Origin of the sequence: Butyrivibrio sp. WCD2001 (assembly GCF_000424485.1) — a bacterium.
Taxonomy (GTDB): domain Bacteria; phylum Bacillota; class Clostridia; order Lachnospirales; family Lachnospiraceae; genus Butyrivibrio.
The window spans coordinates 733,344-748,168 of sequence record NZ_AUJZ01000001.1 but is presented as its reverse complement, the minus strand read 5'-3'; the positions used below and the strand labels follow the sequence as shown (position 1 = coordinate 748,168).

The 14,825-nt window shown below is 42.4% G+C and carries 10 protein-coding genes, 1 tRNA gene and 1 pseudogene; 10 read left to right on the top strand and 2 right to left on the bottom strand.

The features are described from left to right. A pseudogene (locus G630_RS24520) lies at window positions 1-163 on the bottom strand (ISNCY family transposase); the annotation flags it as partial. Between the two features lie 170 nt (window positions 164-333). Here G630_RS24520 and G630_RS20510 point away from each other — a divergent pair. The 9 genes from G630_RS20510 to G630_RS0103090 all read left to right on the top strand — a co-directional run bounded on the left by G630_RS20510 (window position 334) and on the right by G630_RS0103090 (window position 14,172). Continuing rightward, window positions 334-3,018, top strand: a complete 2,685-nt coding sequence (locus G630_RS20510) for a right-handed parallel beta-helix repeat-containing protein (RefSeq protein ID WP_022760563.1) — start codon at window positions 334-336, stop codon at window positions 3,016-3,018. A gap of 18 nt (window positions 3,019-3,036) precedes the next feature. Continuing rightward, a complete protein-coding gene (locus G630_RS0103125) occupies window positions 3,037-4,341 on the top strand; it encodes a hypothetical protein (RefSeq protein ID WP_022760564.1) in 1,305 nt (434 codons plus the stop codon). After that, window positions 4,342-5,061 (top strand): DUF6320 domain-containing protein, encoded by a 720-nt coding sequence (locus G630_RS0103120; protein ID WP_022760565.1) that lies wholly within the window; start codon window positions 4,342-4,344, stop codon window positions 5,059-5,061. Between the two features lie 88 nt (window positions 5,062-5,149). After that, entirely contained in the window at window positions 5,150-6,322 is a 1,173-nt protein-coding gene (locus tag G630_RS0103115) for a pectin acetylesterase-family hydrolase (RefSeq protein ID WP_022760566.1), read from the top strand. A gap of 188 nt (window positions 6,323-6,510) precedes the next feature. Beyond that, a complete protein-coding gene (locus tag G630_RS20505; RefSeq protein ID WP_022760567.1) occupies window positions 6,511-7,317 on the top strand; it encodes a class B sortase in 807 nt (268 codons plus the stop codon). A gap of 58 nt (window positions 7,318-7,375) precedes the next feature. Further along, the gene (locus tag G630_RS0103105) at window positions 7,376-7,834 is read left to right on the top strand and encodes a hypothetical protein (RefSeq protein WP_022760568.1); all 459 of its coding nucleotides are present in this window, start codon (window positions 7,376-7,378) and stop codon (window positions 7,832-7,834) included. Window positions 7,835-8,500: 666 nt separating this feature from the next. Next, window positions 8,501-9,664, top strand: a complete 1,164-nt coding sequence (locus G630_RS0103100; RefSeq protein WP_022760569.1) for a hypothetical protein — start codon at window positions 8,501-8,503, stop codon at window positions 9,662-9,664. Between the two features lie 146 nt (window positions 9,665-9,810). Next, entirely contained in the window at window positions 9,811-12,849 is a 3,039-nt protein-coding gene (locus tag G630_RS0103095) for a hypothetical protein (protein WP_155831916.1), read from the top strand. Between the two features lie 63 nt (window positions 12,850-12,912). Next, entirely contained in the window at window positions 12,913-14,172 is a 1,260-nt protein-coding gene (locus G630_RS0103090; RefSeq protein ID WP_026497725.1) for an NADase-type glycan-binding domain-containing protein, read from the top strand. Window positions 14,173-14,174: 2 nt separating this feature from the next. Here the strand turns inward: G630_RS0103090 and G630_RS0103085 are convergent. After that, window positions 14,175-14,245: transfer RNA gene (locus tag G630_RS0103085), tRNA-Gly, on the bottom strand. Between the two features lie 80 nt (window positions 14,246-14,325). On the opposite strand from G630_RS0103085, the gene mscL reads away from it, so the two are divergent. After that, window positions 14,326-14,808, top strand: coding sequence for a large conductance mechanosensitive channel protein MscL (gene mscL / locus G630_RS0103080; RefSeq protein WP_044958459.1), 483 nt, complete (start codon window positions 14,326-14,328; stop codon window positions 14,806-14,808). Window positions 14,809-14,825: the final 17 nt, after the last annotated feature.

Sequence of the window (14,825 nt, the reverse complement as noted above, 5' to 3'; positions counted from 1 at the left end):
TGCCCGTTGATGCATAGAAGTGATTTCTAAAAGAAATCGGAATAATTTCATCAAGGTCGATATGTGTTTCTAATAGAGACAGGAAAGCAGGTTTGTCATTTTCAAGTTTATCTTGGCAATCTGCAAAGATATCAGCCAAAGAAAGCTGTTTGTATGGTATCATATATATCAGAATAACTCCTTTCTTGGTGTTGGTCAGTGGTTTCTTGTCAATTCTATTGTACCATATCCGGTGAGGGGTTATTCATTTTTATTGCTAGAAAAATGCCGTATTTATGCGGCTTTTGGCGTTTCGCAAACGCCTAATTAAATATTTTTTATGGGGGTAAAGCCATGCAGATTTATGTTTCACAGAGCGTAGTTCGAAGTGGCGACGGAACGAGAAACCATCCATTCCGTTTCATTCAGGAGGCTGCCGACATAGCGCGTCCCGGAGACGTAGTAATTGTTGCTCCGGGTATTTACAGAGAATTTGTGCATCCGAAAAACAGCGGAACCAAGGATCAGCCTATAGTTTATTGTACCACCGAGCCTCAGGGGGCTGTGATCACAGGCGCCGAGGAAATAAAGGAATGGGAACCCTTCAGGGGGGATGTCTGGAAGGTCAGTGTTCCCAATAATATTTTCGGAAATTACAATCCCTTCACAACGAAGGTAGAAGGTGACTGGTACTTTGCCGACAGAGAGAATCATACAGGAGAAGTTTATTTGAATGGAAAATCCATGTATGAAGAGAATTCCCTTGAGGCGGTTGAAAATCCCGAAGTCAGAAGAAGCTCCTGGGATCCGGAATTTAGCGTTTATACCTGGTTCTCAGCGCAGGAGATGAATGACACCGTTATCTTTGCCAATTTTCATGGAAAAGATCCGAACGAAGAAACTGTCGAGATAAGCGTAAGAAGGAACTGCTTCATGCCACTTACCGATGGTATAAATTACATCACTGTGTCAGGCTTTGCAATGAGGCAGGCAGCAACGCAGTGGGCACCGCCTACAGCTTATCAGGACGGACTTATAGGACCGCACTGGGCTAAGGGTTGGATCATTGAGGACTGTGAGATCTATGAATCCAAGTGCTCGGGCATTTCTTTGGGAAAATATCTTCAGAGCGGCAATGATAATAAGTGGACCAAGACCTACATTAAGGATGGCACTCAGACCGAGCGAGATGCTGTTTGTCAGGCAGTAAATGAGGGCTGGGACAAAGAGCATATTGGTTCTCACATAGTAAGAAGGTGTGAAATCCATGATTGCGGGCAGACCGGAATTGTTGGACATCTCGGAGGTGCCTTCAGCGTAATTGAAGATAACCATATTTACAGGATAAATACCAAGCATAATATAGAAGGTGCCGAGATTGGCGGCATCAAGATGCACGCCGCGATCGATACGATTTTCAGAAGAAATCACATCCATCACTGCACCAGAGGAATCTGGCTTGACTGGCAGGCACAGGGAACAAGGGTTACGCAGAACTTTTTCCATGATAATACACCGCCCGAAGGGTGCGAAATAAAGAGCGGATTGTCTCTGGGAGAGGATTTGTTTGTCGAGGTATCGCACGGACCGACTCTTATTGACCACAATCTTATGCTGTCGGATATTTCCTGCAGATTAAGCACTCAGGGTATCGCACTGGTGCACAATCTTATAAATGGTTCGTTTACCTTTGTAGGTGAGGGGTGTGACAACGGCGGACTTAAGTTCCAGAGCTGCAGATACACGCCGTACCATGTTCCGCACTCCACGAAAATTGCGGGATTTATGACTATTCTGCACGGCGATGCAAGATTCTATAACAATATCTTCGTTCAGAAGGAGATAAGGCAGGACCTCAGAGATTATGTGCATCAGGCAGGCTTTGAGTCACTGACGCTATACAATTTTATATGCGGAACCAAGCCCTATGACGGTTATCCCACGAAGGAACAGTATTTTGCCTCGTTAAAACCGATGTCCGGAGACTTCGCTAAGCCCGGCAGCAATGATAAATACTATGATCATCTTCCGGTTTACACCGGTGGAAATGCGTTCTTTAACGGAGCGCAGCCCTGTGACAGCGAGCATTCGCCCTATATTGAGAAAAATCATACCGTTAAGATAATTGTCTCCGAAGAGGACGGACATTTCAGACTTCACACAAACCTCTACGAGTATCTGCCAAGGAGCATGACTCGAATGGTTTCTACTAAGGTTATGGGACAGGCATTTGAGCCGGAGCAGTTTTTTGAAAATCCGGACGGGACAGAGATTATATTTGATACGGACTATTTTGGAAGAAAAAGATCAATCCATCCTCTCTGCGGACCTTTTGAAGAAGGTGCTGCGGACAGATTTACCGTTGCATATCCCACCATGGGCGGACGTGCAATATATTATCACGATAAACACCGCCTTGAAGGAAGAGCGCGTAAGCGTATTTCTCAGAAGGACTTGGAGGATATGGAGCCGGAGCAGAGACCTTTTGGGGAGTTTGAGAACGGTCCCGAGGGTGAAGCAAGCTGGGAAGCCATGGAAAAAGAGGATGAAGTGGCAAGAATCCAAGCTGATATTACAATGACCGGCTGTGAAAATGTTACCTTCCCATACAACGGAACGTTGTTCCAGGTTCAGGATATTTTTGTAAGAGGCAACACGGCGTGGCTTCGCGATCTTAAAACGCAGAGGCTTGTTGAGGTTGACTGCGAATACGGAATCTATTCGGAGAAGAAAAAATGGAGTGTCAGCTCATTGCAGTCTGTAGATGCCGGTTCTGATGCCAATATGAGCGGTATTGTTCAGACAGTGGGAACACTTTTGTGCGTACTCAGTAAGAGTATGGCTCATGATCCCGCAGATGCCTGCAAGACTATAAGCGAGAGAGTAAATAAGGCTCTCGAGCCCCGCATAACTATGAGACTCACACCTAAATATTTAAAATTTATACAGGAGAAAAAATTCATCTCATTAGAGGATGTTATTTACAGAGTAAAGACATCACCTATTGAGCCTGTCACAGAGACTGTTGAGAATCTGTGATACAGATAACTATTAATAATGGAAAGACATACAAATTGGTACAAACTTGATAACGCTGCAAAGATCATTCCTTCAACAGTTAGCGGGGCAAATACGAGAGTTTTTCGTATTTCCTGCGAACTGTTTGAGGAGATTGATCCGGTTATATTACAAAGGGCGCTTGATGAGTCCATCGTCGAATACCCTTTTTTCAATTGCATTTTAAGGAGAGGACTTTTCTGGTATTATCTTGAGGATTCAAACCTTTCCTGCGAGGTGGAGGAAGAGCATCTGCCGCCCTGCAGTGCGCTGTATCTTCCCGGTAAAAAGAGTCTTTTATACAGAGTGTTTTATTATAAAAGACGTATAAGCATAGAGATGTTCCATGTGCTGGCCGACGGAACGGGTGCGTTCATGTTCTTTAGGCGTATGGTGACGAGATATCTCGAGATTGCGCACGATTTTCATGCGGATGACGATTTCTTCGCAGCGGAAATTTCATCACTTCAGGAGAAAAATAACGATGCCTTCAGGCATTTTTATCAGAACCAGAAAGGCTTAAAGCAGCTAAAGAGCCTTTCTTCAAACAATGCTTATCAGCTTCATGGAGAAGCTGACAGTAACAATGAGTCACATATTGTTGAAGCCTGTGTTTCGGCTAAGGCTTTCAAAAAGCTTGCAGAGAAGTATGGCTCAACAGTTGGAGTTCTTTCGACTGCGGTTTATATCGCAGCCATAATAGATACGATGTCGACTGCACAGAAGAAGAAGCCTATTGTTGTAAGTGTGCCGGTAAACCTGAGGCAGTATTTTCAATCTTACACAGCGAGAAATTTCTTTGGGGTAATAAGCATAAAATACGATCCCATGGATTTTGACAATACGCTGCAGAGCATTATAGATGTGGTGAATGCAGCTTTTAAGAAGCAGCTTGAGCCTTCAAGAATTAATGAGACCATGAATTCTTATGCGGCGCTTGAGCATAATATAGCGATAAAGGTTGTGCCGCTTTTCATAAAGGATTATGTCGTAGGACAGTTTGATGCTGCTGCCAAGAAAGGTGTGACGACTTCGATTTCAAATATGGGTGTTATAAAAATGCCCGCTGAGGTGACTCCTTTCATAGAGAGATTTGCGGCGTTTATGACTGCTTCCAAGGAGCAGATAACCATATGCAGCTTCAGGGATAAGATGGTGTTCGGAGAGTGTTCGGCCTTCACCAATCATCCCACGATGCTGAACCTTTGCAGAAGGCTGACTGCTGAGGGAATCGGTGTTGAGATAAGCACCAATGATTATGATGTTCCAATTATTAAGGAAAAGAAGACAAGGGAGAGTAAGTAAATGCATTATTGCCCGAAATGTAAAATTGTAATAAGAGGGAACAAGACCTGCTGTCCTTTGTGCGAAGGAAAAATTCTCGGCAGGAGCGACGTTCTTAGAACCGGTATAGATGAGAGGATGTATGATATCGATGACTTTTCGGAGGAGCCGGATGAGCCCTACCCGACGCTTCCCGAGAGAAAAATCAACGGCGTGACTTTTGTGAAAATATGCACCTTTTTACTGGCAATCATTATAGTACTTGGAATTACTCTTAAGTATCTCTTCGGAGATATGGTGACCTGGGTTGGAATGGTTATTCTCGGAAGTGTTGTGTTATGGCTGGATATACTGGCCATCATGCGCTACCGCTATAACATATTAAAAGTTCTTGCAGTTGAGGTACTTGTCGCGATAATTGTCGACTATTACATTGACAAGGTTACAGGCTTTCACGGATGGAGTGTTATTTGGATGATTCCTTTTTGCCTGGTGGGGCATTCGATCGCGAGCTGGATTATCGCTAAATTTATGAAGCTTCGTATAGAGGAGTACATCATATATATTGTATTTGATGCTGTGCTCGCCTTTTCCCAGGCCTATTTCATCTGGAGCGGTGAAAACACATATCCTTACGCAGCGGTGTTTGTCATGGCAGCTTTCGCGATTGCTGTCGCCGCATTGTTACTGTTCCGCTTTAGAGAGCTTAGCAGTGCAACGCAGAGGATGTTTAACGTGTAAACCTTCTATGTGGCGAGAAGCCACAACGAGAAAATGCTTGCATTTTCGAGTCTGGCTCTGAAGAATTACTTACAAGAGATGATGGATCATGGACTACAAAGAAAAACGCAAAATCAGAAAGCAAAAACTAGAGCAGCAGTTTGGCGACTTCGTGGAGAATTCCATCGGGAAAAGAATAGTTGATAAAGACCTTATTGCCCCTGAACTCCCCGATAAGCCTGAAAAGAAGAAGTGGTACCGCGTTATAATTCCCATGGGGCTAAGTGGTGATGGCTCTGAATATCATGTTTATGTAAAGATTGCAGATCCCAAAAAGCTCTGCATCTTTTTTTCAGGCGGAGGTGTGGCGTACAACGAGTACACTGCTGCAAGGCCTATTACCGGTGGAAAGGTTGCTGCGGATCTTCCCAATTACTATTGGAATAATCTGCGCCCTTTTACTCAGATAATGAACATCGATATGGGGATCATGAACCTCAAGGATAAGGCAAACCCTTTCAAGGACTGGTCTATAATTGATATTCCTTATGCCACCGGCGATTTTCACGTAGGAAACAACGATTTTCCCTATGAAGGTGAGGATGGAGAGAAGCATGTTCTGCATTTTCACGGATATATCAATTTCCTTGAAGCGATGGGGGTATCCAGAAATTTGTTCGGAAACCCGAAAAGACTTCTGATAGCTGGTAACAGCGCAGGCGCTTTTGCGGTTCCGGCACTTACTGATGAGATACTCAGAGTGTGGTATCCTGAGGTGAAAGATGTGACGCTTTTATCGGACAGTGCGCTTCTTCTTTACAATAAGTGGGAGTATACCGCACGGGAAGTTTGGAAAGCTCCGGAGCCGATATGTGATGCCATTAAGTCAGACAACATCACGCTTAGCTGGTATAGACGATTATTTAAAAAATATGGTGACAGACTTAGATATCTTTACTCCAGTTCCACCAGGGATTATGTGCTTAGTGCCTACTATAATGATGTTACCAACAAAACCTACAAGACGGATGCGGATGTTCAGGATGCGTACTATAATCAGCTTAAGGAAATGGTGAAGGAGTTAAAGAATCTTACTCCGAAGTTCGGTATGTTTATAAATGACTGGACGTTGCCTATCGTCACAAAAGGCGGAACTGTCCATACAGCTGTACGGGAACCGTATTTTACCCTTTTTTCGCAAAACGATGTGACAATGGCGCGATGGCTTCACGATGCCGTAAACGGGAATGTTTATGATGTCGGGATGGAGCTACTGAAATGATGTCATAACTATATAGCCTTCCCCCTGTGGGGCGCACGACGTCCGGGGGACGTCGGCTTTGCGCTGACCGGAGCGGAGCGTAGACAAGGTGGCACGAAGTGCCGGATGAGGGGAAACAATATACTAAATTTTTTCTAAGTTTATGCCGAAATAAAGTATGAAAAAATAAAAGCAGGGGATTTATGCGCATGCAAAAACGTAGGGGGAAAATCAGGAAAACAATAAGAAATACTATCCTTACGTTATCCTGCATCACCTTTCTGGTGGTGACAGGTATTTTTGCTGTAGAGATTTATCAGGAGCAAAAGAGCAGCGCCAACATGAGAAAAGTTCAGGCAATGGCAGCCGTTACGGTTGGCGAATCAGGCACCGTAAAGAAGGCTATAAGTGATGATCCTGATGATCCAAAGAACAATCTCGCAGCTCTGAAAATCGAGTACCTGTATAAGAAGAACAAGGATCTGACCGGCTGGCTTCGAATCAACAATTCGGATATTGATTATCCGATAATGTACAGGGAAGGGGATAATGACTATTATCTTCAGCACGATTTTTTCGGAAATGATGACAGAAACGGCCTATTGGTTTTAGATAAAAGATGCAGTTTTGATTTGTCTGATAATCACCTTCTGATACACGGACATAACATGAAGTCCGGAGCATTGTTCGGAACTCTGAAGTATTATAAAGAAGATGAGTATCTTAGAAAGCACCAGGCAGTTGAGCTTGACACACCGACAGAACAGCGATTTTATGAGATAATAGCAGTGGTTGATACCACAGCAAACGGTGAGAAGGATGGCTTTAACTACGCAGATTATATCAATATAAATGATAAGCAGACTTTTGATACCTACATTGCATATCTTAAAGCAAAGTCACTTCACAAGATAGCAGCGACAGCTTCCTACGGTGACCAGCTGCTTACACTTTCAACCTGTGACTATACAATGAAGAACGGAAGATTACTTGTTGTTGCGAAACGAGTAGGATGATAATTTGCTAAATGACAGAGATGAATTTTGAGTCTAAACATCGGAAGGGGAATTTGACATGAAAAAAATACGAGTACTTACAATAATTCCAATTTGTCTTATGCTTATGCTTACGCCTGTATCTGGAATCCGCGCAGGTGCTGTAACGGTTGATATTAAGGACAATTACGATGCCGGACTTTTAGGCGAAGAGAGGGATGGTAACGGTAAAGATGAAGATGAGGATGCTGCAAGCACCGCGAGCTCAAGTACTGCAGCAAACAGTGCATCCAAGGCTTCATCAGCAGCAAGTAATACGGCTTCATCAACTGCTCCGGCAGCAACCACGCCGACAACTACTACGCCGGCAGCAACAGATGTCGCTGCTAACACTGCTTCTACAGCAGCAACCACCACAACAACAGATCTTCCCAAAACAGGTGATGATAACCGCATAATGATTACCTTCATTGCAATGCTTGCCAGCTTTTCCGTATTCCTGACAGCACTGCTTACAGGGAAACATCTTAAGGCATGAAGATACACATATTGTTGATAAGCTTAGGTCCGGACATATTGTTCGGGCCTTTTTATTTTTGGTCTAAAATTTTTAAATTTCCTCTAAAGTTATAATGTTTTTAGCCGATATATAAGATAGCAAGGGATATGCCGAATATCAAAGGATTGATAATCTTTGGTATTCGGCCGTTTTTGTGTTCAAGGAGTGATGCTTTTACCCATAAATGATGCAGAATGGGGATTTATGGGTGTGCCTGGTTAGAGAGGTTACCAAGATTATTCCAATATAGGAAAAATATTGGTATAGCGGAAGGAATTATTTGCCAAGATATTTGATAAATTAGAAATATCTTGGTAAAGAAGCTAGGACTATTTACCAAGAAATTGCTAATAGTAGAATAATCTTGGTAAAGAGAAACGAATTTCCTACCCAGATTTTCAGGAAAAGAACGTTATCTGGGTAAGAGAGGAAGCAAGAACGGGAAATAGTCAGTTAAAAAGAACATAGTTTGCCTTGATATGGACATATCAAGCAATTTCAAGGTAAAGATAAGAAAAATGCCAAACTAGTAGTATCAAGGCAAATATAGGAAAATGCTTACCTTGAATGAGTTCAAAAACAAAAATTCAAGGCAAAATGGGGGATATCTGGGACAACTGCGATTAATAAAAGGAGGGATTGTCTATGATGGAACTCACCGGAATTAAAGAGCAAAACGGTATCTATACATATAGTTATAACGTTACACCGGATAAAGTATCATCAAACGCTAATTCTGCACAGATAGAAACCAATAAAATACAGCAATCAAAGCAAACATCACAGATAAATACAGCCAATACCCAAAGCTTTGCTGACTGCTACAACAATGCGGCCGATACAATTCAGAAAACCTCAAAGTCAGATTACTCAAAGGCAGAGTGGGATGCGCAGAGAACAAAGAATACTGCAATAGGAAAACTTCAAAAGCTGGATGCGGATGTTGCTGCGCTTGAGAGAGTTGCGCCTAATGCACCGCAGGAAGTCAAAAGTGCGTGGATTGATGCTTCCAGGGAGACAGGTTTTAATGGCATGGGATACGGGGAAAGCGGTGCAACAAAGCTCTTTGCGGAAGTATCGGCCAGTGCAAGAATGACAGACAATAGTATTGCAGGAGTCCAGGATCTTTTTGGCGGGACTGTGGATTCAGCAATAGATGCTGTGTCAGCGGCCAGATATGACACCATAAACAACAGTGCAAACGGAAATAGTAAGGAACTGGAATTCTACGACAATCTCTTGGGGAAACTGAACGGCCTCAAGGATGGAAGCTATACGCCGTCAGATGTCAGTACTTTTGAGAAAATGAATAAGAATAATATTGATGTATATCCGGGAGAAGAATCAAAAGCAGTAGAAAAACTGGAACTTCCGGATAATTACGGCCAGGGTTATTTCTTCCATAGGGCGGCAGCGTCTGATGCGGAAGGAAATAGCTTAGAACTTAGTGCTAAGTATCCCGCCGACTATGATAAAACAAATCCGTCGGTTGAAGTCTATGTGAAACAAGGTGATCAGGAAGGCTTATACAAAGTTGAGGTGAATAAGGTAAATCCTGAAACTGCCGGACAGGCAGAACTTTATGGCTTGTTTGCTTATATTGAGGATGACAAAAATGTTCCAAGGAATATAGACCCTGACTCATCAGACCTCTATTATTCAGAACTTGATAAAAAACTGGAGAAGCTTAAGAGTGATAATTTTTCGCAGATAGACACTCAGGAAATGGTAAACACCTTCAAGAGTATGGATACACTTTCCTATTGGGATAAGATAGACCTTAGAAAAAGTCTGATGGAGATTATGTAAATATGATGTTAAAAGGCGGTGTGCGATTGCATACCGCCTTTTGAAATATTGTAAATAATATAGCTTTGATTTAAACTTAAACGAGGAAACTCAACTAATTCAGTAAATAATGATTTTGTTCATTTAGGTCAATAGGGGGAAACCAAATGAGAAGTAAACCATTATCTCTATTACTTATGTCTACGATAGTATGCTGCCTGTTTTCCGGATGTGGCAAAAAGGGAAATGATGCTGCAACAGCTCCTGAAAATAATGGTACGACAGAAGCAGCCCAGAACAGCACGTCCGATTCTGCCGGGGATAAATCTGCAGAAAAATCTGAATCTGCTTCTCCTTATGATGGAGTACCACCGCTTGTCCTGCACAAGACAAGTAAATATGAATGGAATGAGGATAATAAGCCTTATCTCAAACATTACTACAGTTATCTTTCTCTTGGCAAAGAATATGCTGCTTCACACAGCGAGCTTGCGAAGAATATAAATGATGCCAGAGATGATATTGAAGCACACGAGTATGACTATTATACGTTATCCATGGAAGAGGCGAAGGAATATGATGATCTTACCTTCGAGTGCAGCTGGTATACGTATCTTAGGAGGGCTGACAGCAAGTACATCAGCTTTGTCAATGAATGTGAAAATGCGGGAACCTTCGACTTTAATGTCCTGTCATATATAGCGCATTCATATTATGTGGATAGCGGAAAAGAGATTAAGCTGACAGACATCGTTGCTGATGAGGATGCTTTTTATGACCTTCTGGCAGAGAAAGTAAAGAAAAATGTTGACGAAACACTGACGGATTATATGGGAGAGCCGTCGAACCTTGACAAGGAAGGTATTAAAAAAAGTATAAAGACCTGTATGCAAGGCACAGGGTGCGCATGGACTCTGGATCCTCAGGGGGTAACCTTTTGGTTTGATTCAAATGTATTTTCGCCATTTTCAACGTCAAACACTGTATTCTTCTCAGAAGATAAAGATGGGAAGATTTTTAAGGAGGAGTTTGCAAAAGATATCCCGGATGAATGGATAATGATGATGCCGGGAGGAGACAATACGCATTTTGATGAGGATGATGACGGAGAAGAGAATACTGTACTTTCTTCGGAAATAACTGAGTATGATCCGGATTTTGATGACTACTATGTTTCAGGTTTTATGATCAGCTATGAAGATGACTACAAAAAGTACAAGGGGGAAGAGGCTAGCTCCTACTTCATTTTCCTTATGCATAAAGATCATAAAAATCTTATTCTTGAATCACATTATGAGTATGATTATGCACTTATCAGTGCTTATCCGCTTGTTAATGGCAAAATAAAACAGGGCGACACAATGCTTGCTGGACTCGAATATGCCTGGGATGAGGCAGACGAAGATGAAGACGCTGCTCCTTTTTATATGCCGGTAGGAACGGAAGATATCAGGGTGCTTATTGATGAAGGCGGTGAGGAGCATGATGTAAAGGCTGATACAATAAGCGTCTCCATGGATGGAGAACTTTATAAAAAAGGTGAGGAAAATGCGTTTGATGGCCCCAAATCAGAAGAAGACCTTTTCACCTTCATGGAGGGGGAGTGGAGTCTTGTAAATCCGGTGACACTTAAAGATTATGGTCATATGGAAATCAAAAACGATGGCTCTTTTACATATGGATATACAGGCTCTGACGAGACCTGTACAGGTGAGTTTACACCAGATCACCAGTGTCCCGGAGAGAAAAATGTACCCTTATCATTTTCTGTAAATGTGTCAGGGATAGATAAGATGACCTTTGCAGACAATGGATATTATGTGCCTGATGACGGTAAGGATACATCAAATGTGAAACTGTATTATGGCAGCTGCGACAAAGAAGACTTCATTTACATGGAGGAGACAGGTAACGGCGATTCCTTCATGGGAAGCGTTCTTTTCCAGGATCAAAGTAGTGTGGACGGGTCATTTTCACTTTCATCAAATTCTTATCTGATGCATAGAAAGAGCAGCGAAACGATAGAGGCATCCGCAAACACAGGAAGCTTTTATGCATGGGTATGGAAAGCTGACGATAAAGGGCTCTGGGCACAGGAAATGAAACCCCTTACCTGGGACGGAGAGAATGAGTACACATTAAATCGCTTTACGGCAGCAGCTTTTGAACCGAAACAGATGAGCGCCGAATACTATAAATATTCAGATGGAATAGATAAGAAGCTGCTCTTAAACGGACAGCGACTGGAAATGGAATATCCAAGATACATGTGCAAACTGAGTATCGGATCAGATGGAAGCATAAAAGATATTGAAGAGGTTGACAGTGCATTTTACGGAATGTATGACCTTGGGGATTTGGATCCGGAGATTTCTTATGATGGTCTGAAGTTCAATTATAATGGCACTACCTTTGATTTGGAAGGAAAAGGCGCGGGAAATGCAATTCTTGATGTTTATCATGCATATGGAAAAGAGATTGTGGAGTGTCATGTAAATCCACATACAAGTTTATATTACATTTTTGATAAGTTCCGCGGAGAATTCTGCGAGGAACTCATAGACGGGACGAATCTTATCTGGCTGGATGATGACTTCACAACTGCAATTTATGCGCAGAAGAATGAAGTGAGAGACCTGTGCGGTGATTTTATGTTTGCTGTAGATGGTGAAGAAATTTCAGATCTTGAATTTACCGATGGCGGAAAGAGGGTAAAATGCTCTTACTATGTAAATGGCTATAGCGATGTCGAGGAAGAGACATTTGAAATGCCCGAGCGCCGAGACGCTGCAATGAATGCATATTGTAATTATGTGGATTCCGGAAGAGCAGGTGACTACAGAAAGTTTATGGAATATGCACCTGAAGATGCCGTATTCCTTGCTGTTACAGATCCGCAGGCTTGGGCAAGAGACCTCTTTTTCCTATCAGACATGCTTGAAGAGACAGCTGTAAACTATGTAATGGTTGTCTCTCTGCACGACAACTCGGTCGTTGATGTATATAAGGACGGCGAAACATGTACTGCTACCGAGTATCTGGATAAAGGAAAGAGCAGCATGTACAAGATGACGGTTTCTGAGACTATGCCTTTATATACCATTAAGGTAACAACAGACGAAGATGGAAAAGAGACCACTACAGAGTGGCCGGTAACGGAATTCAGTGGTGAAACCTACCAGCATTGCAGTTTTATTTCTAAGTGATGGCAAGGATATTTCTTTTGGCGAAGAAGTGTGAAAACTGAGGACTATCTAGGGGAGAATGCTATGAAAAGGAAGACTTTAAGAACACTTTTATTGGTATCTGTAATGACCGTTATGGCGTTGAACATGATTGCGTGCGGAGGAAGTAAAGAAGGTGGGAGTGGCGATACGGCTACAGCTACAGAAAGCACAGCTGCGGAGGAAACTGCCGGGGAAGAGGCTGAAGCAAAAGAAGAAGCTGGATCACAGAACGCATCAGAAGATAATAAGAATACAGAATCAGTTAAAGTAGCTCATTTATCAGAAAGTGAATGCTCAGAGAAAATTGATCAGCTTCTGGCAACTAATCCTGTGACTCCTGACAACATAGGTGTACTTAAAGAAATGGCAGAATGCGTGACCTTTGGCCGGGTTATTGATGATGATGGAGTTATCTTTTCAGAGATGGATAACAGGAATAAGGCATCACTTCGATTCCAGATTCTAGATAGCATTCTTTGGCTAAAGAAATCTGTTCATGAGGATATAGCAACTACTGTAAATGATGAGACAGCGATTCCATTAGAGGATGCAGAGAGGATTTTCAAGGACTTTTACGGAGAAGAGAATTTTACTCCGTACGAATACGAAAGGGTAGAAGACGGATATGTTTATCCTTTGATGGCTGACGGTGAAGCCTGGCAACGGGTTGAGCATATGCAATTTTTTGAGGATGATGACTACATTCTCTTTACGGGGCCGGGATTCTATGAAAGTAACGGCGGAGATGAGGAGTTCTTGGGATATGCAGATATTCTCTTTTCTAAGAATCCTGACAGCAAATATGGAGCAACGCTTCTTTATGGAAGATACCGTGATGAGAAAATAAACATATCTTCCGTAGAAACTTCGTCTGAGCTTTCTGCGTCCAGTGGGAAGACTTATTCAGGAGATAATTTGATTGATGGGGATTATACCACTGTATGGGCTGAAGGTGTTTCGGGAACAGGTGTAGGCGAGACTATCACACTTCATTTGGACAAAAAACAGCTTGTATATGGAGTAGTGATCTGTAACGGCTATACTGCAAGCTATGAACAGTTTGAAAATAATGGAGTGGTATCAGAGGCAAGTGCTGATTTTGGAGAGGGAAATACCGTAAAAGGTGAAGTTATAAGCTGTAATTATGAGGGATACACAGCGGAAAATCTGGCAGAGTTTAACCGGACAAAGCTTGAATTGGAAGAGCCTGTGATGACAGATACAATCGTTATTACGATAACCGGGGCAACTTCCGGAGCCAAATATGATGATACCTGCGTAAGCGAGGTGATGGCATACTAAAAAGCAGAACACGGGAGTCGAACCCGCCTCTTCAGCTTGGGAAGCTGACATACTACCGATGTACTAGTCCTGCAAACAACTATTTAATAATAAACAATTTGTGCTATAATTTCAAGTGGTTGAAAATAGTTTCGTTTCAGATTGGAGGAGAATATGGTAGTAGATAAGAGTAAGGCTCTCGAGAAGAGCAAAGGGTTTGCTAACGAGTTTCGTGAGTTCATCATGCGCGGCAATGTCATGGATCTGGCTGTCGGTGTTATCATCGGTGGAGCTTTCCAGAGCATTATCAATTCACTTGTAAATGACATCATAATGCCTGTTATCAGTGTTCTCACAGGTGGTATCGATTTTTCAAACTGGTTCGTTTCACTTGATGGCTCCAAGTACAGCAATCTTGCTGCAGCACAGGAAGCAGGAGCAGCTACACTTAACTATGGTGTATTCATTACAGCGGTTATCAACTTCCTGCTTATGGCACTTGTTATTTTCTGCATAGTAAAATCTCTTAACAAGGTCAGTGAAAAAGTGAAGAAGGAACAAGAGGAGGAAGCTCCTGCAACAAAGATTTGTCCTCACTGCAAGAGCGAGATCAACATCGAGGCTACAAAGTGCCCTTGCTGTACATCTGATTTATAATTTCTGATAAAAAAGCG

What these genes read in the sequence shown, in the direction of transcription:
- G630_RS0103105 (WP_022760568.1), top strand. Translation starts at nt 7,376, where the DNA reads ATGAAAAAAATACGAGTACTTACAATAATTCCAATTTGTCTTATGCTT.
- G630_RS0103100 (WP_022760569.1), top strand. Translation starts at nt 8,501, where the DNA reads ATGATGGAACTCACCGGAATTAAAGAGCAAAACGGTATCTATACATAT.
- mscL (WP_044958459.1), top strand. Translation starts at nt 14,326, where the DNA reads ATGGTAGTAGATAAGAGTAAGGCTCTCGAGAAGAGCAAAGGGTTTGCT.
- G630_RS0103125 (WP_022760564.1), top strand. Translation starts at nt 3,037, where the DNA reads ATGGAAAGACATACAAATTGGTACAAACTTGATAACGCTGCAAAGATC.
- G630_RS0103115 (WP_022760566.1), top strand. Translation starts at nt 5,150, where the DNA reads ATGGACTACAAAGAAAAACGCAAAATCAGAAAGCAAAAACTAGAGCAG.
- G630_RS20510 (WP_022760563.1), top strand. Translation starts at nt 334, where the DNA reads ATGCAGATTTATGTTTCACAGAGCGTAGTTCGAAGTGGCGACGGAACG.
- G630_RS20505 (WP_022760567.1), top strand. Translation starts at nt 6,511, where the DNA reads ATGCAAAAACGTAGGGGGAAAATCAGGAAAACAATAAGAAATACTATC.
- G630_RS0103120 (WP_022760565.1), top strand. Translation starts at nt 4,342, where the DNA reads ATGCATTATTGCCCGAAATGTAAAATTGTAATAAGAGGGAACAAGACC.
- G630_RS0103090 (WP_026497725.1), top strand. Translation starts at nt 12,913, where the DNA reads ATGAAAAGGAAGACTTTAAGAACACTTTTATTGGTATCTGTAATGACC.
- G630_RS0103095 (WP_155831916.1), top strand. Translation starts at nt 9,811, where the DNA reads ATGAGAAGTAAACCATTATCTCTATTACTTATGTCTACGATAGTATGC.